The sequence below is a fragment of the Chloracidobacterium sp. genome (assembly GCA_025057975.1).
GTDB lineage: Bacteria > Acidobacteriota > Blastocatellia > Chloracidobacteriales > Chloracidobacteriaceae > Chloracidobacterium.
On the sequence record JANWUV010000006.1, the window covers coordinates 98,851 to 121,380 of the forward strand.

14 protein-coding genes are annotated in these 22,530 nt (G+C 60.7%); 7 read left to right on the forward strand and 7 right to left on the reverse strand.

Annotation, left to right across the window (positions count from 1 at the left end; genetic code table 11):
- Positions 1-4: 4 nt before the first annotated feature.
- A complete protein-coding gene (locus NZ585_06870) occupies positions 5-658 on the reverse strand; it encodes a hypothetical protein (protein MCS7079756.1) in 654 nt (217 codons plus the stop codon).
- 3 nt (positions 659-661) lie between these two features.
- Positions 662-2,521 (reverse strand): M1 family metallopeptidase, encoded by a 1,860-nt coding sequence (locus NZ585_06875; GenBank protein ID MCS7079757.1) that lies wholly within the window; start codon positions 2,519-2,521, stop codon positions 662-664.
- 211 nt (positions 2,522-2,732) lie between these two features.
- Here NZ585_06875 and NZ585_06880 point away from each other — a divergent pair, with 211 nt between their 5' ends.
- Positions 2,733-4,136, forward strand: coding sequence for an amino acid permease (locus NZ585_06880; GenBank protein MCS7079758.1), 1,404 nt, complete (start codon positions 2,733-2,735; stop codon positions 4,134-4,136).
- Positions 4,137-4,258: 122 nt separating this feature from the next.
- Here the strand turns inward: NZ585_06880 and NZ585_06885 are convergent, their stop codons facing one another.
- Positions 4,259-5,020: a glycosyltransferase family 2 protein gene (locus NZ585_06885; protein ID MCS7079759.1), complete on the reverse strand. Its 762-nt coding sequence runs from the start codon at positions 5,018-5,020 to the stop codon at positions 4,259-4,261.
- A 161-nt stretch (positions 5,021-5,181) separates the two neighbouring features.
- Between NZ585_06885 and NZ585_06890 the strand changes: the two genes are divergently transcribed.
- Positions 5,182-6,303: an ArsA family ATPase gene (locus NZ585_06890; protein MCS7079760.1), complete on the forward strand. Its 1,122-nt coding sequence runs from the start codon at positions 5,182-5,184 to the stop codon at positions 6,301-6,303.
- Between the two features lie 10 nt (positions 6,304-6,313).
- Positions 6,314-6,931 carry a cation transporter gene (locus tag NZ585_06895; protein MCS7079761.1) on the forward strand — a complete coding sequence of 206 codons (618 nt, stop codon included), beginning with the start codon at positions 6,314-6,316 and terminating at the stop codon, positions 6,929-6,931.
- A 39-nt stretch (positions 6,932-6,970) separates the two neighbouring features.
- On the opposite strand, the gene NZ585_06900 is transcribed toward NZ585_06895, so the two are convergent.
- Positions 6,971-7,879 carry a hypothetical protein gene (locus tag NZ585_06900; protein ID MCS7079762.1) on the reverse strand — a complete coding sequence of 303 codons (909 nt, stop codon included), beginning with the start codon at positions 7,877-7,879 and terminating at the stop codon, positions 6,971-6,973.
- Positions 7,880-8,293: 414 nt separating this feature from the next.
- Here NZ585_06900 and NZ585_06905 point away from each other — a divergent pair, with 414 nt between their 5' ends.
- The 4 genes from NZ585_06905 (at position 8,294) to NZ585_06920 (ending at position 19,645) form a co-directional block, all read left to right on the forward strand.
- A complete protein-coding gene (locus NZ585_06905) occupies positions 8,294-9,985 on the forward strand; it encodes an aspartyl protease family protein (protein MCS7079763.1) in 1,692 nt (563 codons plus the stop codon).
- A 195-nt stretch (positions 9,986-10,180) separates the two neighbouring features.
- On the forward strand, positions 10,181-17,776 hold the full coding sequence (locus tag NZ585_06910; GenBank protein MCS7079764.1) for a tetratricopeptide repeat protein: 7,596 nt from the start codon (positions 10,181-10,183) through the stop codon (positions 17,774-17,776).
- A 69-nt stretch (positions 17,777-17,845) separates the two neighbouring features.
- Entirely contained in the window at positions 17,846-18,628 is a 783-nt protein-coding gene (locus tag NZ585_06915; protein ID MCS7079765.1) for a Uma2 family endonuclease, read from the forward strand.
- Between the two features lie 57 nt (positions 18,629-18,685).
- Positions 18,686-19,645 (forward strand): MoxR family ATPase, encoded by a 960-nt coding sequence (locus NZ585_06920; GenBank protein MCS7079766.1) that lies wholly within the window; start codon positions 18,686-18,688, stop codon positions 19,643-19,645.
- Positions 19,646-19,745: 100 nt separating this feature from the next.
- Here the strand turns inward: NZ585_06920 and NZ585_06925 are convergent, their stop codons facing one another.
- The 3 genes from NZ585_06925 to NZ585_06935 form a co-directional block, all read right to left on the reverse strand.
- Positions 19,746-20,576 carry a tetratricopeptide repeat protein gene (locus NZ585_06925; GenBank protein ID MCS7079767.1) on the reverse strand — a complete coding sequence of 277 codons (831 nt, stop codon included), beginning with the start codon at positions 20,574-20,576 and terminating at the stop codon, positions 19,746-19,748.
- Positions 20,577-20,664: 88 nt separating this feature from the next.
- A complete protein-coding gene (locus NZ585_06930; GenBank protein ID MCS7079768.1) occupies positions 20,665-21,486 on the reverse strand; it encodes a phosphatidate cytidylyltransferase in 822 nt (273 codons plus the stop codon).
- A gap of 47 nt (positions 21,487-21,533) precedes the next feature.
- A complete protein-coding gene (locus NZ585_06935) occupies positions 21,534-22,400 on the reverse strand; it encodes a hypothetical protein (protein ID MCS7079769.1) in 867 nt (288 codons plus the stop codon).
- Positions 22,401-22,530 lie beyond the last annotated feature (130 nt).

Below are 22,530 nucleotides of genomic sequence, written 5' to 3' on the forward strand. Positions count from 1 at the left end.
AGGGTTACTTGGCTTTGAACTTTACCTTGCCGTCCACAATGTCCACAGTGAAACTGACTTGCGACGTGTTGCGTTCAGCGCAGAGTTTCTGGGCGTTTTGGACGACAATCTGGCGAAACTGCTCATAGGTAGTGGTGTTGGCCTCGCCGACCGTCCGCTTAGCGTTTTGCAGGCTTTCGTAGAGCTTGCGGATGTTGGCTTCCTGTTGCTCCTGCGGAGCATTGCGGCTAATCTGCACCGTCGTCGGTTCAAAGCGCGGCGGAAGTGGATTCCGCAGAAAATCACTAAACACGGCGTCTACATCGAGCTCGTCAATGGCTTCACTGAACGCCTCACGGCGCTTTTCTTCACTCTCCCGGAAGTTGGCTAGATATTGAGCGCGGAGGTCGCGACCTTCCTCTCGGTCTTTGATCGTTCGATCCCAGAGCCGCCGGAACGCCACAAAGCGCGCCGTAATCTGATTGAAGCGGAATCGCTGGTGAAACCGCATCGAGCGATTTTCCTCCAGCTTCTTAATCATCGCTTCCACGCGCCACTTTGTATCGTAGGGCGGGCGGTCGCGGCCGCCGTTGAAATACACGTCAAACTCGATTTTGAGGCGACGGATTTCCTCTTCGAGTTGCGTCAGCTGCTCGTCGAGTGACTTGGGTTCGCTCATGCCCTAATCCTCACGGTAATGAGTGTACGGGAAGCCTACACGACCTGCGTGTGGATTGCATGCGGCGGTGTGTAAACCGCCCCAGCCGGGTGTCGCCGATGCGCGTTGCCGCCGCCCCTGCTGACAGCACTGACAGCCGGCCGTCGCTTGAAACCGGCCTTCCAAGTCACCCTGTTGGTCGGCGCGCGTCGCCGTCGGCTCTCCTGCAAGTTCCCGAATGAGCCGGTGATCGGGGTCGAAGCGAACAGCCCGCGGCGGCGTCGGCGCTTCGACCGAGAAGGACTGCTCCGCCTGCGCCTCAATCATCCACCGAAGCCGGCTGACGCCGTTGGCCCACACAATCTCAACATCGGCTGGCGTTCGGAAGAACTCCGCCTGCGGAAAACCGCCCCGTAGGCCGCGCGCTGGCGACTGTCGAATCGTCACCGTGAGCCGCTTGCGTTTTGGGCTGTACCGGTGGGAGACGGTGAAGACCGGGTGGCCCATCCGATATACCCACTGGTCGAAGAACCAATCCAGTCCCATCCCAGAGGCGTCTTCCATGGCGCGACGGAAGTCGTGGGTTTCGACGTTCTGAAACTGGTGGCGGGTTAGGTAAAGGGCGACGCCGCGCCGCCAAGCTTCATCGCCGACGACATAGCGCAGCATATCCAAGACGAGCGCGCCCCGCGAATAGGCGTAGGCGTCGAACAACTCGTCCGGGTGCGTGAAGCGGCGCGTCACAATCGGCCGCTGTCGCCCTTGGTTCCAAGCGGTGTGGTAGGTTGCGTGGTGCTCCTCCATGATCGAGCGTAATCGTGCTTCGCCGAAGCGTGCGCCCATGTAGAGCGCCTCAAAATACGTGGCGAAGCCTTCGCTAAGCCAAATTTCCGACCAGTCGCGGCAAGTGACAAGATTGCCAAACCACTGGTGCGCCAACTCATGCGCCTGAAGGGATTCGACGCCATCCAGCGGTTCGTTGCGTCGGGGCAGCATGGCGTCGGAAAGATGCGTGGTTGTGATGTTTTCCATTCCGCCGCCAAACTCGGCCACCATCGTCTGGGCATACTTGGCGTAGGGGTAGCGCACGCCGGTCTCTTGAGAGAAAAAGGCCATCATGTGCGGCAGGTTGGCGAAGGCGCGGCGGGCGTCTTCATACCGGTTTGGATACACGTAGGATTGAACAGGGATGCCGTCGTACTCGCCTTCAATGACACGGTATTCGCCGACAGCGACCGCGAGGAGGTAACTGGCGTGTGGTTGTTCCATTCGCCAGTGAACGGTGTGCGTGCCGTCACCGTTGTCGGTATCCGCAACCAGCCGCCCGTTGCTTACCACGATGTATGAGGTTTCAACCGTGGCGCGCAGCTCGGAGGTAAACTTGTCGCTGGGGAAGTCAAAGCATGGAAACCAGTTGCGGTTGTACTCGGTTTCACCTTGCGACCAGATTTGACGCGGACGGTTTGGGCGTTCCGGCGTCGGCTGGATGAAGGTCAGGCCCGTACCGAAGACGCCAAACAAGCCGCCTTTGGGGGGTGTCGCTGTCGCTTCATAGGCAATCTCTAGCGTCAGCGGCTCGTCGCGGCGATAGCGACGATCAAGGGTGATGATGAGCTTTTCAGCCGCTTTGTTGTGGGTGTAGTCAAGCGCGGCGCCGGTTTCGGTTTTGACGGAAAAGACGCGCATCGGTTCTCCGGCGTCCAGGACAAGGCGGGACAAGTCCGACCGGACGGGCTTGAGCGTCAGCCGCGCTGCACCACCGACTTTCTGCGTCTTCCAATCAAAGTGTAGGTCGAGCGCGACGTGCTGCGTATCGAAGTCATTGATGCGTGTCCACTGGACAGGCGGCGCTTCCGGGGTCGCGCGTTGGGCGTGTGAGACCATCCTGGCGGGCCCTAGCAGGGCAAGTCCGATGAGGAGAAAAAGTGGCGTGAAATGATGAATGGGGCGGGCAGTGGACATTGGCGCTTGATTTGTCGGGCAATCGAGGTAATGTGCGTGCGCCTTTACTTTGTAATCTTCTTTCAATCAGCGGCACAACCGACCGTTTGGCGTTCGGCTGCGGCCGGGCGGACGCGCCCCAAGCGCATTCCCGATGACTGAGGAACCCAAACTTCGGCGTGAATTGACGCTGACCGATGCGCTGGCGTTGACCGTCGGTACGATCATCGGCACTGGAGTGTTTTTGAAAACCGCCGTTATGGGACAGAGCCTTGGCTCACCCTTGGCTGTGCTGGCCGCGTGGGTTGCAGCCGGATTACTGTCGTTGGCCGGGGCGCTCACGTACGCCGAACTGGGGGCGATGCTGCCGCGCGCCGGCGGGGAGTACGTGTTTTTACGCGCCGCTTACGGCGACCTGCCAGCGTTCCTTTACGGCTGGATGCGGTTCACGGTTGCGGCCGCTGGCTCGATTGCCATCTATGGCGTCGGCTTTTCCATTTTTCTGGGCGGTCTTGTGGACTACGGCGCAGCGTGGTACGCGCCCACCTTTCATATCTTTGGGGTGGAAGTTTCGTGGCGGTTCGGCGCGCAGCAGGTCACGGCGATTGGCGCGATTATTGTTTTCTCGATTCTCAACGGTTTGGGCGTCGTGATCGGCGGTCGGGCGCAGTCATTCCTAACGGCTGTCAAGGTGGCGGCGATTGTCATGATTGTCGGCGGCGTGTTGTTTGGTTCGCGGACGGGAAACTGGGCGAATCTTTGGGTTTCTGACTGTCCAGCGACTATCAGTGCAGCGACCTTTGGAGCGGCAATGTTGGCCGCGCTGTGGGCCTTCGACGGATGGAACAATTTGCCGATGGCGGCAGGCGAAGTGCGCGACCCCGGACGGAATATACCGCGCGCGCTGATCATCGGGATGGTGATTGTACTGGCGGTGTACGGCTTGGCGAACGTGGCTTACTGCTACGCCCTGCCGATGAGTGCGATTGTGACGGCCAACTCGACAGCCTATCCTGACGCGCCGCCGGTGGCGACCAAAGCCGTTGAGACGTTTCTCGGCGACGGCGGGTCGCGGTTGGTGTCGGCGGCGTTTGTGCTGTCGAGTTTGGGCGCGCTCAACGGCTCGATTCTGACCAATGCGCGCGTACCGTACGCCATGGCGCGCGACGGTCTGTTTTTTGCAAGTTTTGCGCGGCTCAACCGCGCCGCCGTGCCGGCGTGGGCTATGACGGCGCAGGCGTTGTGGGCCTGTATTTTAGCCGTGTCGGGGACGTTTGATCAGTTGACCGACTACGTTGTGTTTGCCTCGTGGGTGTTTTACGCACTGGCGACGGCGGGGGTGTTTGTCTTGCGCCGGACGCAGCCGGAAGCGGAACGCCCCTACCGGACGCTGGGCTATCCATTGGTCCCGCTGGCATTTCTCGCCGTAGCTGGATGGCTCATCATCAATACGCTGCTAACCAGTCCGGTGTCGTCGGGGATCGGATTAGGCATCATCGCCCTTGGGCTGCCGCTCTACTGGTTCAATCGCCGCCAAACGGCTCGCGCGGCGGTCTGAGCCGATCAGCCAAGGCGTCTTCTCCGTCGTATTCGGCTTTGACGGTTCTCCATCGTTGGGAGCGCCGACAAGCCTGCGGTAATTGTCTTCGTCATCACGCAGTGACCCCCTTTGCTGGCTTCTTAGTCGCCGGGCAGCCGCGCCTTGGCGTACTTCAAAAACACATAGTGCGCCGCAAACCATGCGATGCACAGACCAGCGAAGCCGTCAAGGCAACCAAGCTGTATGACGTACGTCTTGAAGAACGTCGCGGGCGGCCAGAGCAGCAGTTTCCACAACGGTATGCGCCGCCCACCCACCCGTAGCTCCTGCGCCGCCAGATCAGTGTAGCGGTTCGTTTTGGCCTGATGCTCAGCCAGCGAGTTGATGGCTTCGTGCTCAATTTCGCCGTCCAGCCGTCCCGTCGGCCCGGTCGGCTCGAAAGACTCATGGACAAACTCGCCGCGCCACTGGCCCGCCCCGCGTCGGTAAAGTCGCAACTGTCGGTCGGGATACCAGCCGCCGTACCGAACCCAGCGCCCAAGATAGCGGTTGCGCCGGCGAACAGTAAACGCGACATATGGCCCTGGCGCAGCGATGGCGCGGCGGACGGCAGCGCCCAGCGTTGGCGTGGCACGTTCATCGGCATCCAGGCAAAAGATCCAGTCACAGGTTGTCAGGGTGTCGCCGAAATTTCGCTGTGCAGCGTAGTTAGTAAACGGGTGGCGTACGGCGCGCGCACCGCAGGCGATGGCGACCTCCTCTGTTGCGTCGGTGGTCGCCGCGTCCACCACGACAATCCGCTCATCCGCCCAAGCGACAGACGCTAAAGCCGCCGGTAGCCGGGCGGCCTCGTTACGGGCAATCAGGACAGCGGCGACGGAAGGTGTAGGCTGTTGCTTCACCGGCGGACAGATAGAACGAAGGCGTTGAACCTCGTGGGACTGAAAGGCAGCGGCGTTCTGCGCTGTTGTGTGGCGTTCCGCCACTGAACCGCCTATCGTTGGCGGCCAAATATGCGGTCTTTTTTATCCAAAGTCCTTTTCGTTCTAAGGAAAAAAGTTCTATGCGGATCATAACGTACTTCGGCAAGGGCGGGGTCGGTAAGACGACGCTCGCGGCGGCGACGGCGCTCGCGTGCGCCGCACGCGGTTGTAAGACGCTGCTCATGAGCGTCAGCGCCGGACACAATCTTGGCGATATTCTGGGCGTCGCCGTCGGTCACACGCCTACTTCCGTTGTCCCCAATCTTGATGGGCGTGAAGTTAGCGCACTGGCGGAAATGCGCGCGCAGTGGTCGCAGATTCAGGACTACGTTGCCACCATTTTGCGCGGCATCGGCACGGGTAAGTCGGCCTATGTCCAAGAGGTCGTTTTGTTTCCGGCTTTAGAAGAGTTGACCGCCATGACAGAAATCTGGCGGGCCATTAGTGAGGCGCAATACGAGGTCGTTGTTGTGGATACACCGCCCACCGCCGGTATGATGACATTGCTGGCCGGGCCGGAAGGTCTCAAGTGGATTCTTTCCAGCATTGAGACTTGGTATCGCCGTTTAGCGCTGCTGGCGACGCCAGTCATGCAGGCGTTGTTTCCCAACCGTAACCCGATGGACATGCTTCCTGAAATCAGCAGGCGCGTTGGTGAAATGCGCGCGGCGCTAACCAACCCAGAAATCACTTCCCATCGCTTGGTGACGCGGCCGGAACAAATCGCCGTCAAAGATGGGTTGCGGCTGGTGACATATCATTACTTGTATGAGTGTCCCGTTGAGAGCGTGTTTGTCAATCGTGTTCGGGGCGCGGCGGAGGAACGAGCGGCGCTTGAGTTTCTCCGTTCCAAGGTGAACGGATTGCCGGTTGTGGAGATTCCAAACCAGTTGGCGGAGCCAATTGGGATCACGGCGCTGACGGCGTTGGCGGAGCAAGTCTTCAAAACCCATGACCCTCTAGCGCAAGCAACGCCGTCTCCGCTGATGACACTAGAGAGCGCCGCTGACGGGCAATACGCCCTGAAGTTGAAACTGCCCAATCTGGAACTTGACCGGCTTGATCTGGTGACACGGGCCGGCGAGCTTGTTCTCGAAATCGGCCACTTCAAGCGGAATGTGCTACTGCCGGCCGAAGTGCGGAGTAAGGAGGCTGTTGGTGCGGATTACAGCGGCGATACGCTAACGATTACCTTTGCCTGAGTTTGCCCAAATGGGTGTGTATTGCGAGCATGATTGCGCTTCGGAAGCGCTGTATGGACGTCAGCGCCGGACGCTGCAAATTGCCTTGACCATCAACACTGTCATGTTTGGGGTGATAGTCGGTGCGGCGCTCTATGGTCGCTCGACGGCGCTGCTGGCTGAAGGTCTCGACAACCTAGGCGACGCCTTGACCTACGGCCTGAGCCTCTACGTTGTGTCGCGCGACCGTGCCGCCAAAGCGCGCGTCGCCTTGTTCAAGGGCGGTCTTATCTTCTTGGCGGCGACGGTTGTGGCAGGGCGGATCGTTCACCATTTGCTCAACCCAAACGCGCCACTGTTTGAAGTCATGAGTGTGTTTGCGCTGCTTGGCTTGGCGGCAAATGGAACCTGCTTGTGGTTGCTATGGCGGCACAGGAGGGAAGACATCAACATGAGTTCCGTGTGGGAATGTTCGCGCAACGATGTGACGGCGAACATATCTGTGCTGGCGGCGGCCGGCTTGGTGTGGCTGACCGAATCGGCTTGGCCAGACCTCATCACGGCGACGGGTTTGGTGTTGCTGTTGCTGCGCTCATCGGCGCGGGTGCTTGGTTCGGCGTTAAGTGAGCTGCGCGCCGCGACAAGTTAACCCGCAACGCACCCAACGATGTATCGAATGGGTTTGCGCCTACTTCTGGCTAGTCGTGACGCCGATTGTGAAATAGTCCCGCGCTAGGAGGCGGTCGCCATCCCGCACCTCGACAACATACACTCCTGCCGGCAACGGTTTACCATCCTGCCAGTAAAGCAGTCGGATGATCGGTTGGTTTTCGCTAGCGGACTGAATGGCTTGCGCCATCAGCGGCGCCGGTGATTCAGCCCGCCGCCAAATAACCTGATAATCGCTTGTTTGGCCGTCGCCAGCTTTTTGCAGCTTACCCCTAATGCGCACAGCGATCAGGCGAACGCCCGCCGGAAAGGCTTTAGCGATGGTTTGCGAATCGAAAGGGTTCAGTTCACTGGGCAGCGTCTGAAAGCCGCACAGCTCAATGCTTTTGATGGAAGCGTCAAGAATCTCCGTCTCAGTGCGCACGGTTTGCGGCGCTGGTGATGTTGCGTCGGAAGATGGCGAGTGGAGATTGGGTTTCTCGCCAAAAACATACACGGCAAGGAACATCGCCAACCCGGCAAGAAACCCCAGAACGGCCAAGGCCAGCATCGCGTAGACAAAACGATTGCCGCTGCTGTCGTCGGTTGTTTCAACCTGTTCCCCAGCCGGCGGCGTCGCAACAGTCGGCGGCGTTCCGAAAAACGGAGCGGTCGTTTCAGGAGCAGTGGGACTAACAACCGTCTTGAATGCCTCTGGCGGCGCTAGGGGCGTCACTGCTTGCTCCACAACGGTTTTGAAGGCTTCCGGCGGCTTGAGCGGCGAAACCAAGGAAGCGACGACATGCTCACCTGCCGAGAAAGACGGCGATGCCGCGTCGCCGACCATCCCAACAGCAGCCGGCGGTGTCGTATCCGGCAGTTGCTCGCCACAGTTCCGGCAAAACTTAGCGCCCGGCGCAGCTTCGGTCTGGCATTCAGGGCAAAGCATTACAACATGAATCCCTTCGATCAGGCGACATAAGGGCGTAGACGCCACTGTAGCTATTATGGCCCATGAGGGCAAAACAACCGCCGCCGCATCGCCAAAAGGTGGCACGGGGCTTTGTAGGGGCGGAAGCAGTGCAGTCGGAAAATCCTTGCGCGCGCTTTTTGCATTTAGCGCTTGTTGAGACTATAATCGGCGGCACGCAAACAACATAGCCAAAAAAAGTCAACGTGGTCGTCTCTTTTGCTTTTTTCCGGCGTGCGTAGCGCGCTTCGTGCCGAATCGGCCGTACGTTTAACGGTCTTTGGCGCTGACGTTGATCGCCGCTCACCAAGCGGGCCAAGAACAAACACAGCGCCTGTCTTGTGCCTGACGGTGATTGATTTCTGTCTCAGATTGACTACGGGGGATGAGGTCATGGCGGGCTTGTTGTACGTGGTTCGGTGGCTTGGACGGACGTGGTTTGAAAAGACGACGTACCGACACGCGGTGCTGTGGCTGGCGATTTGTTTAGTGGGCGGCGGCGCGCTAGCGTTCGGCGCTCCTGTAGCGGTGGGTGGTGATGAGGCGTCTGAAGCGCGTCGTCAAGTTTCCAATCTCGTCAAGCAGGGGCGCAAGCTGCTGCGCAATGGTGAGTTGGACGCCGCCGAACAAGCCTACCGTCAGGCGCTCGCATTAGACGCCAACGCGACGCAGGCGCGGTGCGGTTTGGCGATGACGCTTCTCAAGAGCCGTCGTCACGCCGAGGCCTATCAAGAGCTTCGTCCACTGCTTGAGTCGCCTGCAAAACATGACGAGGCGCTGGCCCTGTCGGGTGTGGCCCTTATCCGCGCCGGGTTGTTCCGGGACGGTTTCGACGCTCTCAAGGCGGCTTTGGCGCTCAAGCGCAACAACCCTGTCGCTCTTGCAGGAATCGCCGAACTGGCTTGCTATGAAAACCAGCTTCAGTTGGCGGCGCAGTTGATTGAAGCGGCGATCAACGAGAACCCGGAAGAGGCGGATTACTACCTGCTGGCCGCCCGCATCGCTTCGCGGTTGGAAAACTTCCACCTCGCCGCCGAATCGCTGCGCAATTTTCTACGCTTGGCTCCCAGAACCGACACGGAGCGTCGTGAGCGGATTGAGGGCGTCATTCGTTTCTACAGCTATCTGGGCACGTCGCGGATCAATGTCGTCCATGCCCACGCCGATGTAGCGCTCCCTTTTGAACTCCGAGGTCGGCGGCCGCATCTCAGCGTGCGTATCAACGGGAAGGGGCCGTTCAACTTCGTCCTCGATACCGGGGCTAGCGCCTGTGTGATTTCCAATGAAACGGCGGAGAAAATCGGCGTCCGGCCGGTGGCGGCCGGCGGATATGCCCGCGCTGTGGGCGGTAGTGGGATGTTCCCGATTGTGTACGGCGTGCTTAAGTCGCTTGAAATTGGCCCAATCAAGCTTGGCACTGTGCCGGTTTATCTGCGCGACATTCAGAGCCTGACGGAGAACGGCGCCAAAGTGGATGGTTTTCTGGGGCTTTCGACGCTGGCCGATTTCAACCTGACGCTTGACTACCCGCAACGTACCTTGGGGTTGCGCTATGCGCCGCGCGATGCGTCGCCCAAGGAAGTCACTGACATGACCGCCGACCAAGGCACTACCCGCTTGCCGTTTCGCCTGACGGAAAGTGGCCTTATCAGCCTTGAAACACAACTTGACGACGGGCAAATCCTCAACTTTATCTTTGATTCGGGGGCGAGCGCCTCGGTCATTGACCGATCCGTCGTTGAGCGGCATGACTGGCAGTCTAAAATCCTGCCGAATCAGAGCGTTCGCATTGTCGGTGCGGCCGGCGCAGCAGAGCAAGTGCCTATCCTACGGGTCAATACCCTGCGCGTCTATGATCTTGTTCAGCAGGACGTGCGGCTGCCGGTCATTGATATGCGACGCTTGAATGAGTCTTCTGGTTTTGAACAGAGCGGAATCCTAGGCGGCGATTTCCTCGCGCACTGCCGGATTGAGATAGATTTTCGTCGCCAGCGCATTGCGTTTACCCCGACGCCGAATGGGGTCGTCAAGCGCCGGGCTGAAGCAGCGCCCTCGACCGCCAGCAGCGGCATAGCGCGGCCTTAGCATTCCCGAAAATTGCATGTTTTTTCGAGCGGCGTCGCCACTTGGCGCGCCGCTTTTCTTTTGCCTGCCGCGAGGCTTTTCAGCAAAATGCGGCTCTGCGCTTTGGATGCCGAAGGGGCAGCGTTTTTTTCAGCCAAAGCGCTACAAGAGAAACACGCCTGTCTAGGTTCTGCTCGTCTTACGGGGTGCTTGCCAATGAATCGTGTGCGTTACGTGCAGCCGGTGGGATGGCTGCTTGCTTGTGTGGCGTGTGTTGGCCTTGTCGCCGGACTCGCCATGACCCTGACCACCCCGCCTTGGTGGGTGAACACTCAGGCTCGATCCCAGCCGCCGGCTCGAAAAACAACGCCCGCCGCGCCTAAGAAGCCGACGCCGGCGACAACCGACGCCAATCGGGCGACGCCGCAGGAACTGCGCGACGCTCTCTACGTCACGGAAACCTTTTTGGGCGCGCCGACGCTCGTACCCCGCCCCTTCGCTGAAGCCGAAGCCGCCGTCGCCGCCCTGCAAGCAAAGTACCCGGCCGATGTGCGGCTTCTACGCTACGGCGCACGGCTGAATGAATATCTGGGAAACATACCCAAAGCCGTGCAGTTGATGATCCGGTACGCAAATCTACAGCCGGAAGGCGCAGACGGTTTACGGCGGCTAGCGGCGTTTTACCACGGACGCGGCCTCTACGCCGATGAGGTGCGCACGTTGCAACGGCTCGCCCTCCTGACCCCCTCCGCCGCTGAGCGCACCGCCGTCGCCGACCGCATCGCCGAACTGGTTCAGAAACGCGGGCTGACCAACGTGGATGTCGCCGGCTTGTACCGCCGACTGATCGAGCAGCGGCCGCAGGATGTGGTCTTTTTGAAACATTACCTTGAGCGACTGGTCGCCGACGGCAAACTCGATGACGCACTCCGGGCGCTTGATGAATGGCAGCCCAAATATCCGGAGGAAGCGCGCCACTTTCTCAAACTGCGGGCTGAGGTGTACGACAAGCGCGGCCAACGCGACGCCGCTGGGGCTGTTTATGACCAAGCCTTTGATCCGTGCTGGCCGCGCGCCATCGTACGGGACTGGTATGACCTCCTGCGCCGCTACGGCCGTTACCGAACCTACCGCCGTCAGCTCCAAGAACGCTTCCGTAAGGGCGCAACGGATTTTGCTACGGCGGCGCGGTTGTTCAACGTCCTCGCGTACGAGGGCAACCTGACAGCGGCCGAGCAAACCTTGATCGAACTTGAAAAGCGCCGCGAAAAAACCGGCTGGTCGCGCGACGAACTCGACCGCGCCGCCGTGATGTGTATGAACATCGGACAGTACGACCTTGGTGCGCGGTTTCTCTACTCGCTGCATGTGACAGGCGGGAACGCGCCCGGTTCGCCGGAGCGCGAAGCGACGTTGGCGAAACTCGTTACGGCGTTGCTCGAAGCGGGTGAGCGTGAGGCGGGTACGACGCTCGGCGCCGGCGACCTATCCCTTTACGCCGACATTGCCCAAGTTGACCGCGGCGCGGGCTTTCTCAACGGCATCCTGTCGCTCATTCTGGCCGGCAACAACATCCCCCGCGAATATGCCCAGGCGAATCGGTCGGCGGCGGCCTATTTCAATCGGGCGCTGGCCTATCGCTTTTTCGTCGCGCTTCAGACGGAGTATCCCCGCTCGGCGCGACTGCCAGCGCTTCATGTGGAACTGCTCAAAGCTTTCGCCGCCATGAACGAGTTTGAAACCGTAATTCGGCTGGGGGACGAGTTTTTGCGCGCCTTCCCTGAGTCGCCCGACTACGCGGCCGTTGCTGTACAAGTCGCTGAAGCGGAGGCGCGTCTCGGACGCCGTGACGCCGAACGGCGGCGTCTGACAGCGCTCTTGGATTGGTTAGCCGCCCATAAGCCAGCTGGGACGCCATTGCTGCCGGTTTCATCCCGGCGCTGGGTATTCACGCCCGACATGCCGACGCCGGACGGCGCAACTAGGCAAGGCAGGTTGCGCCCCGCTTACCAAGTCTATGACCCAACTGATCCCGACGCCGACGATGAAGAAGACGCCTTTCAGGATTACGACTATCCGACCAACTATCTGGGCGACAGGGTGGAGCCAAAAGCGGCTGTGACCTACGCTTCGGTACTGGAGCGCGTCATCGCCAGCTTCGCTGCTGAGACAAAGACAACGGCCGACAAAGCGACCCCGACCGGGCCAAATCCAACGCTAGCTTTTCTCTACGGTGAAATCAAAAAGCACCCCCGCGAGGAAGGTTTGTACGAGCGGTTGTTGCGTTGGCTTGGGCAGCAAAGCCTCGTGGATGAACAGCTCAAAGCGTACCGGCAGGCAGTGCAGCGTTTTGGCGACAACACGTGGCGGCATCGGCTGGCGCGGTGGTTTGTCCGCAATGACCGCCGGGCGGCGTTCGCCGAGTACTCGCGTCAACTGGCGGCCACCCTGGATGATGAGGACTTACAAGCCTACTTGGAGGCTTTTTTCGCGGACGTTCAGCTTAGCGACAACGACAACGACGCCCGCCTGTACCTGCAACTCTTCCGTTTTGCGCATGATCGCTTTCCGACCAACCTGTTTTTCGTGCGCGGGATGCTCAACGCCTACCGCGCGACGAACCGGATGGCGGAGTGGGCGCGGCTCGCCGGTCGGTACTACTTCGCCGATCCGTCTCTGCGCAGTGAATACTTGGCGTATCTCTCCGAGAACAACCGGCTGGCGGCAAGCTATGCGGCGGCCAAGTCGCAGGCCGGCGTCGCCCATCGGCAGTTCGCCGCCGACGCCGCACTCTGGCTGTCCCGGCACGAAGAGGCGGTTGAGGCGTATCGGGAACTGGCCGCGATGTATCCCGGCGAGACGTACTACGCCGAACGGCTGGCGACGCTGCTGCGCTCACTGTCCTCCGTGCAGCCCACCGCGCGTGACGAAGCCGCGCAGTTGTGGGCGAAGTTGGCGGCCGTCCATCCGACGGAAAATCGCTTTCTGACGCTGGCTGGCGAGATTCGGGCTGAAAGTGGGGACTGGGACGGCGCGAAGACCTACTGGGAGCAGATTGTCCGCCGCGCGCCCGGCGACCCGGAGGCGTACCTCGAACTGGCGACGCTCTACTGGGACTACTACCGCTATGACGACGCCGTACGAACACTGCGGGCGCTGCGTGAACGGTCGGGCGACGACACGCTCTACGCCTACCAGCTTGGCGCACTGTATGAGGAGCGTCAGCAGCGCGACTTGGCGTTGGCCGAGTACATGGCGGCGTTGGCCGTCGCCGGCCCCGAACGCGCCAAGGTGATTGAACGGCTCGCCGTACTGTCCCGGCGCAAAGGCTTTCCGGGACGCATCGAAGCGGCGTTCCGAGCGCGGTTGGCCAAACAAAGCACGCCGGCGCTCATCCTTGGCTACGCCGACTTTTTGAAGGCGGCCGAGCGGCAGGACGCCGCCTTTGCGTTGCTGGCGCGCGAAGCCGCCCAACGGGACGACATCCCGTTTCTCGAAGCCGTTCGGGACGAGTTTCGCGCCGCCGGCCGCGCCGGAGATGAACGTCAAGTGTTGGAGCGGATGGTTGCGTTGGCGCGCGACGAACGCGAAAACATCAAGTATCGGCTGCAACTGGCGGCCTTTTTTGAGACCCGCAACCAGCGCGACGACGCCTTGCAAACGCTTGACGCCATAGCGCGTGACCACCCTACCAACCTTGGCGTCGTTCAGGAAGTCGAGCGTTTCTATGGCCGTTTGGGGGCGATTGACAAAGCCGTAATGCTGGCGCGCCAATCGCGCGACATCGCCGTCGGCGACTACCGTCGGACGCTGACGCTTCAGCTGGCGAAGCGGCAGCGCGAGGCCGGCCGGACGGCTGAGGCGGAACAAACGCTGCGTGAGTGGTACGCCGCCAACCCAACTGACACTGAGGCGTTTACGCAGTTGGCCAATCTGCTGGGAGAAACCGGTCGCAACGAGGACTTGGCGGCGCTGTACAAGCAAGGTCTCGCCGCCTTGGCTGCCGGCGCGAATGAGTTTGAATTCCGCAAGGGCTATATCCAAGTTCTGACAAGCCTTGGCCGGCACGAAGAAGCCATTGACCAGTACATTGAACTCATCAACCGTGAGCCGGAGGATGACGCGCGGCTGCGCTTGGCGCTGCGGTACGCCGAGCAATACAACCTTTTGGAGCGCCTGACGCGCTACTACGTGGACTTGGCGACCAAAGCCGACCGCAACTACCGCTGGAACGTCGTACTAGCAGAGGTGTATCGGTTTCAAGGGAACATCGGCGGCGCGGCGGAGCAGTACGCCAAGGCGATTGTCAATGAACCGCAGCGCGGTGATTTCAGGGAACGGCTCGCCGCTCTTTACCGTCAGGCCGGACGTTATGATGACGCGCTCGCCGTACTGAAGCGAGCGGCGGAACTCGACCCGCAAAATCCGAACTGGGCGGCGGCGACGGCGGAGGTGTATCTCGATCAAGGAAAGCCGGAGCAAGCCGTCGCCGCGTTGCGCGAGTCATTTTTGAAGCGCAAGCGACTGTCGGCGGAGGTTTATTTTTCGGCCGGTGAAACCTTGCTGGAAGCGGGTTTTGTCGCCGAAGCCGGCGGTTTTTACGATGAGGGCTTTGCGCGCGTCATGGCCTCGCCTGCGACGGAAGCTTTTGATGAAGGCATCGTCGCCGGTTGGTTGCGTACGGTGATTTACCGTGAATCGGCGGTCGCTGCGTTGAGTAAGCTCGAAATGTTGGAAACGGCGCTGGCCAAAGCCCCGCAAAACGGCGTCCTATCGAACAGGCGATATGAACTGGATTACAAGGTGCGTCGGGAGCTGTTCCCCAAGGTGCTGCGCGATTATGCGACGGCGGCTCAACTGGCGCAGTTAGATGACGCCGTGACGCAGCGTTTGACGCGGGCGGAGGTTAATTCGGCCGACTTCCAGCGGTTGACCAGTCTTGCCGCCAACGCGGGTCTGTACCGAGCCTGTGAAACATCGCTGATCCGCGCCAAGGATGCCGCATATGCGGCGCGGCGGTCGGCTGACGATCAAGCCTACATCGGCGCGTTGCGGTCGCTGTTGGCTTTCTATGAAGCGCGTCTCGATACGCCCGCCGCGCTCAGGTTGTTGGCGGCTGAAGAAGCACGCGACCGTTTTCCCGGAACGTTTGATTTTACAGCCGCGCGGGCTGATTTCTGCCGCAACGTGGGGGATGTAGTAGCTGAGCGGACGGCGCTGGAGCAGTATTATTGGCGGCGCACTGGAGCGTTGGCGACTGACGAAGACCCGCTGGTGGGGCGTTTCCTACAGTTGCTTTATCGGCAGGGCGACCGCGCTGCGCTTCAGAAGTTGGCCGCCGCGTATTCACCGTACCAACTTCAGCTCATCAACTTCCTTGTGTCCGTCCGTGAGCAGGCGTTGGCGCAAACGGCGATTGAAAACGCTGGACAGTCGGGCGCGTGGCAAAAGGCACGTCTGGCGCAGCTTGAGCTGTACTTCCGCAACCAGTCGCCGGAAGTCGAAGCCTTGTACCGGCAGGCGCTGGGCATTCGTCCAATCGGCGAACAAGCCAACCGGAAACCAGACCCGGCGGCAGAAGTCGTTGGTGAAGACTGGTTTCGTACGGCGCGCAACTACGGGATTTGGCTCACGCTGGATGACGCACGGGCCGCTGATGCTTTGCGCTTCTTGACGGCCGAAACCGAAGCCGCGCCGCGCTCGGCGACGGCGCAAACGGCGTTGTCGAACTTCCTGCGGGCGCGCAAGCGTTACCCGGAGGCGTTGGAGCATGCACGGCTGGCGCGCGAACTAGCCCCGGAAGACCCGGAAGCTCTCGCCGCTGAAGGCGCGGCGCTGTACGAAATGGGCGATCGCACGGCTGCGTTGGGCGTCTGGCGGCGGATGCTGGAAGGGAAGCGCGATGCGCTGAAGCCATATCTGACCTTTTTATCGGTGCTTGCCGACTATGGCCTGCTGAACGAGGCGCTGCCGCCGGTTGAAACGTACCTTGTTCGTAAGCTGCGCGAGCGCGCCCGCCCGGAGGCATACGAGTCTTTGGTCGCTCTGCTGGCGGCGCTGTCCCGCCGCGACGCCGCTTCCGAGGCGGCGATGGTCGCGTTGTTGACGCGCGTCACAGCGGCGGTCCCAGAGGCTTTCACCTTGGGTCTGCAACTAACGTTGACGGAGATGCTGCCGGTTCGCGCCCGGTTGCCCTTGTACCGGCTGGTGAGTGAGCAACTCGCCCAGCAAATCCTGAATGCGTACTCGCGCGGGGAGTATGACCTCTATGATGAGGGCATCCCCGAAGACCTTGCCGACGGCGGTACGTTGGCGGACGCGCTGTCTAAAGTGCAGCAGGCTTGGGCGGAGCAGCTTGTGGCTTCAAAGGCCTATACGGAAGCGGAACGCGAACTGCAGGCGATGGCGGCGCTCCGGCAAACGCTTTTCGGCCGCATGCGTGAAGACGCGCCGCCGGATACGTATATCGCTAACCCAGAGGCGTTCATGATTGAGCCGGAATGGTTGGTCATGGCGCAAGCGGCGGTGGAACTGCGCACCGGCCGCGTTGCGGCGGCCGTGGAACGATTACGGCGCTTTGTCGCCGCGCCGGCCCCGCCGTCGAATAATTCGGAATCTGATTCGGAATCCGACCGTGACGCCAAAGCCCCGGACGCCAGTCAACGGGCGCAGCATGCCTACCACCTGCTCCTCAATGAAGGCCGGACGGAGGAGGCTGTCGCCTTTTTGGAAACTTACTACCGGCTGCGCATTCTGCAGGATGACAGCCCGGCGACGGTGCTGGGACAGATTGAAGCGCAGTTCATGCGTCGGCAAACGGAAGCGGCGCTGGGGCGGCTCAAACAGTTTGTCGAGCGTGAAGGAACGCTGCAGGCGCTGTCCGATGCGGCGACGTTGGCCGCGAAGTACGGCGCTTATGAGCAAGCTCTCATATGGCGTCGTCGTCTCCACCAGCGTACGCCGGGCGACGCTGAAAATCGGGTTGAAATGGCTCGCATCAGCGCGCGTCTGGGCGACCTCGGAGCCGCCGCCAAGCAGCTTTATGAGCTGGCGCTGGATCGGCGGCTGACCTTGGAAGCGCGCCTGTTTGGCCTCAAGCAGCTTGCTGACATTGTACGCCGGCAGGGTGCGGCGGACATACCGGTGAGCGGCGCGGCGGGAGAGGACGCGGAAACGCTGACCATCATAGCGGCGCTTCAAGACGCCGCCGGACGAACAACCGAAGCGCAAAAGACCTTTGAACGGGCGGCGCTGATGCCCTACGCCACAGTGGCCCGTCTGGCTTACGGCCGATTTCTGGAACAAACCAATCGTCCCGAACAGGCTATGCAAATGTACATGCAGGCCGTTCGAGAAGGTCAGTCCTCCGACCGCGCAGATGTCATTCGCGCGGCGCTGGCCGCCAACCGCGTGGGGACGGCGACGGCGTTGGCGCGCAATCTACAGGCGGCAAAAGGCAGCGGGCTGTCCAGTCTCCCCAGCGTGGTTTATCAGCAGCCGGTCGTACCCCTGCCGGCGGCGCTGTATGTGTCAGCGCAGCACGAGCAACGTACGGCGCGGCTGACGGAACAGCGCCAAACGTTGGCGCGTTTGACGGCGGCGGCGCTGGCGCAGCGGGATGAGGAACTGGCGCTTCGCTTCGCTCAGGCTTTGCGTGATTTGGCTGACACGAGGCCGACCGTAGAAGAAGCCGAACGTCTGCTTGCAGAAGTTCGGCGGAGTTTGGAAGGGCGGCCGGTGTTGCGAACCTTGTTCAGCTTGCCGCCGACCAGCGATTTGAGTTTTTCCGATATGCTCGGTGAGCTTCGGTAAGGGAAGCGACATGACGAGGGCGGTTGCTCAAGATGTGGCGTGACGTTCTGACGAGCGGAAGGGGTAGCCATGACGCACACGCCGGCGGCTTCGACAGCTGAACGTCGGATGACGTTTGAAGAGTACCTGCGTTATGACGACGGAACGGATATGCGCTACGAGTTGGTGCGCGGGCTTTTGGTACCGATGGCGAATCCGCCTGCGGAACACGAGTTGGTGGTGAGCTATGCGGCTGGAGTGTTGTTGCGGCATGTGGCGCGACATGGGCTGCCGTATGTAGTGCGAGTTAACGCCGGGGTGCAGACGGAGGTGGACACATCGCGGTTGCCGGATATTGCGGTGTACGACGCGGTAGTTTGGGAGTGGTTGTTGCGGGAGGGCGGGGCGGCGGTGCTGCGGCTTGGAGAGCCAATGCGGTTGGTGGTGGAGGTGACGAGCGAGAACTGGCGAGAGGACTACGACGAGAAGCGCGCCGAGTATGAGTGGTGCGGGATACCGGAGTACTGGGTGATAGATCGGCGGCGGCAGATGAGGGCATTGGCGTTTGGGCAGGATGGGAAGTATGTCGAAGAGGTGTTGCGGCCTGGGGGAACGTTGCGCTCGCGGGTGTTGGAAGGGTTTGTGACGCCGGTGGAAAGCCTATTGTCGCCGCCGTCACCGGAGGAGGTGGTGCAGGAGGAGTTGGCGCGCTTGGCGCAGGCGCAGGAGGAAGCGTTGGAGGCGCGGCGGTTGTTGGAAGTGGAACGACAGCGTGCGAACGCTGAGCGGCGGCGCGCGGAGGCGGCGGAAGCGCAGGCGCGTCGGTTGGCGGAGCGGCTGCGCGCGCTTGGGCTGGAGACGGATGACCTGTAGGGCGACGTTCTAGGCGCAACCCTTAACCATTAGCAAGAAAGGAAGTGTTTTCCCGTCATGACCCTATCCGTGCAGGAAGTCGCCGACTTCATCCGGCGGCAACTGCATCTCGTCGTCGTCGGTCAGGACGCCGTCATTGACCAAATCCTCATTGGGCTATTTGCTGAAGGCCATGTCCTGCTCGAAGGTCCGCCCGGTACGGCCAAAACCCTCATGGTCAAAACGCTGGCGCGCGTCATCGGTGCGGACTTCAATCGAATCCAGTTCACGCCCGACCTGATGCCGGCGGATGTGACCGGAACCAACGTGTACAACACGGCAACCGGCTTGTTTACCTTCCGGCCCGGCCCCGTTTTTACGGATTTGCTGCTTGCCGATGAAATCAACCGGACGCCGCCCAAGACGCAATCCGCCCTGCTGGAAGCCATGGAAGAGCGGCAGGTGACGGTGGACGGTGAAACCCATCGCATGTCGCCGTTGTTTATGGTGCTGGCGACGCAGAATCCGATTGAGTACGAGGGCACATACCCGCTTCCCGAAGCCCAACTGGATCGCTTTCTGCTGAAGATTCTGGTGGACTACCCCACGCTGGAGGAAGAGTTGCAGGTCGTCGCCAACTGGAACACCGGCTTCAATGTCCGTCGGCTCGACGCCGTACCGCTGGAAAGTCTGCCGGATGTCAGCGTGATTCTTCAGTGTCGGGCAACGGTTCGGGATGTCGCTACCGAGGAAGGCGTCCGACGTTACATCGTGGACATCATTCGCAATACGCGCCCACCCGCCGCGCCGAACTTGACGTGGGGAGCGAGTCCGCGTGCGGCCGTGGCGCTTCTTCTGACGGCGAAGGCGCACGCCGCTATGGACGGCCGGTCGTTTGTGACACCGGATGATGTCAAGGCGGTCGCCGCCCCAGCGTTGCGTCATCGGATCGTGTTGCGTTCGGAGGCCGAAATTGACGGCGTAACCCCGGATGAGATCATTGCCGCTATTGTTCGGCGCGTCGCCGTACCGCGTTAGAGCTGTTTCCGCTTGCGTGGAGCGACTCGCGGCATGAACTGCGATCTAGACGGGCTACGCCATACGTCGTTGGAAGATTCACCAGCCTGCGCTTTGGGGTTTAGTGCGGCGGAATGTTGCCGGTTGTGTTGGCTTGCGCCAGCCGCTGCTTGATGGCAGGCAGCATTTCATTCTGCGGTGCAAGTTGTTCCAGCTTGGCCACTAACGGCTTAGCTTCCTCAATCCGGTTGGCGTCAAGCAGCGCCACTGCGTAGTTCTGAATAGTCAGTATGTGATTTGGGTCAATACTTAGCGACTGCTTGAAATACGCCATCGCCTTGTCCAGTTGCTGCGGCCGGCGGAAGTAGTAGGTCAAGCCTAAGTCTGTGATGACATTGACATCCTTAGGCGTCAACGTTAGCGCCTTCTCATACCACTTCTGGGCGTCTTCGTAACGTTTGGCGTCAAAGAGAGCATTGGCTAGCCCGACGACAATCTGAGCATTGTTGGGTTGGAGTTTGTAAGCAGCCTCAAAGCGCGCTACGGCTTCCGAGTACTTCGCTTCAGCCGCTAGGAGGCGACCCAGTATGGCTAGCGCCTGCCAGTCGTCGGGACGGAGCTTGACCGCCGCTTCAAAGCATTCACGCGCTTCGGCGATCCGGCCGTTTTCAGCCAGAAAGACGCCAAGCCGCGTCTGCGTCTCAAAGTCGTTGCGTTTGGCGGCGGCTTCCGCGATAGCGGTCTCAACGTTGGGGTTGCGATGAATGGCGTCGTTTGGCGCCGCTCCGCCGGGGCCGCCGGCCGAGGCGTTGTTTGCCGCAAAGGCTTCGGCGCGGGCTTTTTCCGTCTGCTCGCGGATGAATTCCCGATTGCGACTATTGGTATAGGCGAACCCAATAAAGAAGCCAATAACAAGGCAGGTCACGCCAACGACCAGTGTGGATTGTTTCATGCGTGTTCCATCATTGGGACACAGCGTAACGCTTACGTCGCCGTCGTCGGAATTTGGTGTGTCCTACCGTCGGCGTGTTGGGGAGTGTTCAATCTGACGGCAGTCCGTACCTTGCGTAGTAATAAAGCACCGGTGCATTGAAGAGCAAACTGTCTAATCGGTCGAGCAAACCGCCGTGGCCCGGAAGGACGGCGGCGGCGTCTTTCGCGCCGGCGCCGCGTTTGAGGAGCGACTCATACAGGTCGCCGAGCTGACCGATGATGTTCATGCCCAGCGCCAAAGCGACGGCGTGCGTCAGCGGCAGCGCAGGGAAAAACCAGTAGTGCACCGCCACGGCCGCTATCAGGCTGCCGAAGACGTTCCCGGCTGCGCCCTCAATGGTTTTCCCCGGACTGACAAGCGGTGCTAGTTTGTGCCGGCCAAAGGCGCGGCCGACAAAGTACGCCGTGATGTCGCCCGCCATGATGACCACAAAGAAAAACGTCAGGAAGCGGCTGCCGAGTTCGACGGGTTCGAGTCGTTTGAGTCCGATGAGAAACCCGCACAAAACGCCGACATAAACAACGCCGTGTAGGGTGGCGGCATGAGAGGGTAGGGATTTCTTGAAGTCACGCTCCGTCAGGACGCCCTGCACCATCGTCGCGCCCAGCAAGACGCCCAACCAAGCCGGTAGCAGTTCAATCGCGCGCACGTAGAAGAGCAAATGAACGCCCAGAACGCCGCAGACGCCAATCGCCGTAAAAGGCGCGAAGCCAAGTTTCTCGGCAAGGCGGAAGTACTCAACCAAGCCAAGCAGCGTGGCGACGACGACCAGCCCGACAAAGAGCAGCGGCGTGGACAGCCATACGCTCCAGAACAACAACGGGAGTGCGAGAAGCGCCGTGATGACGCGCCAAACAAGATTGGACATGGGCGCGGCGGCTGCGTCAAATGGATGCGCCTTAGAAGGAGTGGTCGTCAGAAGGCATCGTCATCGCCCAGCTTTGGTTCGGGGAGCTGCCGGGCCATTTCCGGGTCAAGCGCCGCCAGCCGCTGGTAAGCCTGCTGTCCAAGCAGCGCCACGCTCCGCGATTTGGCCGCAATCGCATATTCTTTGGCGGCGGCGGCGGTGTCCTGCTTGCTTTCGTAGAGCTTCCCAAGCGCAAAAGCAATGACTTCCGGTGAGACGACGGCGTTTGCCCCGGCCTGGTCACGTTTTTCGCGCAGTCGTTTGTACTGCTCAATGGCTTCATCTACATTCCCTTCGGCCGCCAGAGCATCGGCCAACGCCAACGTGGCCAGTTGGCCGACCGCGCCCGGCGTTACAGAAAGGTCACGTAATTCCTTGATGCCTTGGGCGGGATCAAGCTTGAGCCGGCTCAGCGCCGCGTAGTAACGACTGATGAAGCTCTGTGAAGCGTAGGCGGCCGCCCGGTCAAAAGCCGCCGCCGCTTCGGTGTACTTGGTCTTTTCGTCCGTAAAAGTCTTCTTGCCCGGAATCGGTGGGTCTTCTTCCTTGGGAGCTTCGCCTTCCTTGGGCGGCTCTTTGACTTCGGCGTTGTAGATCGCTAGCGCTTCTGCGAAAGCCTGCTCACCCTTTGCCCGGTTGTAACTGTAAAACCAGTAGGCGCCGCCGGAAATCGTCGCCACAATCAGTACGGCCAGACCAATCTTGACGAGTGGGAGGTCAGTGTCTTCAATGGCTTGGCGTATCCGTTGGAGAAAAAGATCAAAAGCCAGCGGACGAAGAAGTTCCTCCCGCTCTGGCGTCATTGGAGCCGCAGCGGCTTTCGCTTCAGCCTTTTTCTTGTTGCGAGTCGTTGTGAGCTTTACGCCAATGGCCATAGAGAAAAATCTTTTGCTCCCGTAAAGGTCAAGTCGCCGAACATAGACGCCTCACCATAGCCTGTCAAGCAATGGTTTTTGCGCGGTGCGCGGCTTGCCTTCTGAGGAGGCTGGCAGGCGGACTGGCTGC

Excerpts from the sequence above, each read along its gene's own strand:
- NZ585_06920 (MCS7079766.1), top strand. The coding sequence starts at position 18,686 with ATGACCCTATCCGTGCAGGAAGTCGCCGACTTCATCCGGCGGCAACTG.
- NZ585_06930 (MCS7079768.1), bottom strand. The coding sequence starts at position 21,486 with ATGTCCAATCTTGTTTGGCGCGTCATCACGGCGCTTCTCGCACTCCCG.
- NZ585_06900 (MCS7079762.1), bottom strand. The coding sequence starts at position 7,879 with ATGCTTTGCCCTGAATGCCAGACCGAAGCTGCGCCGGGCGCTAAGTTT.
- NZ585_06935 (MCS7079769.1), bottom strand. The coding sequence starts at position 22,400 with ATGGCCATTGGCGTAAAGCTCACAACGACTCGCAACAAGAAAAAGGCT.
- NZ585_06925 (MCS7079767.1), bottom strand. The coding sequence starts at position 20,576 with ATGAAACAATCCACACTGGTCGTTGGCGTGACCTGCCTTGTTATTGGC.
- NZ585_06895 (MCS7079761.1), top strand. The coding sequence starts at position 6,314 with ATGGGTGTGTATTGCGAGCATGATTGCGCTTCGGAAGCGCTGTATGGA.
- NZ585_06915 (MCS7079765.1), top strand. The coding sequence starts at position 17,846 with ATGACGCACACGCCGGCGGCTTCGACAGCTGAACGTCGGATGACGTTT.
- NZ585_06910 (MCS7079764.1), top strand. The coding sequence starts at position 10,181 with ATGAATCGTGTGCGTTACGTGCAGCCGGTGGGATGGCTGCTTGCTTGT.
- NZ585_06880 (MCS7079758.1), top strand. The coding sequence starts at position 2,733 with ATGACTGAGGAACCCAAACTTCGGCGTGAATTGACGCTGACCGATGCG.
- NZ585_06870 (MCS7079756.1), bottom strand. The coding sequence starts at position 658 with ATGAGCGAACCCAAGTCACTCGACGAGCAGCTGACGCAACTCGAAGAG.
- NZ585_06875 (MCS7079757.1), bottom strand. The coding sequence starts at position 2,521 with ATGGTCTCACACGCCCAACGCGCGACCCCGGAAGCGCCGCCTGTCCAG.
- NZ585_06905 (MCS7079763.1), top strand. The coding sequence starts at position 8,294 with ATGGCGGGCTTGTTGTACGTGGTTCGGTGGCTTGGACGGACGTGGTTT.
- NZ585_06890 (MCS7079760.1), top strand. The coding sequence starts at position 5,182 with ATGCGGATCATAACGTACTTCGGCAAGGGCGGGGTCGGTAAGACGACG.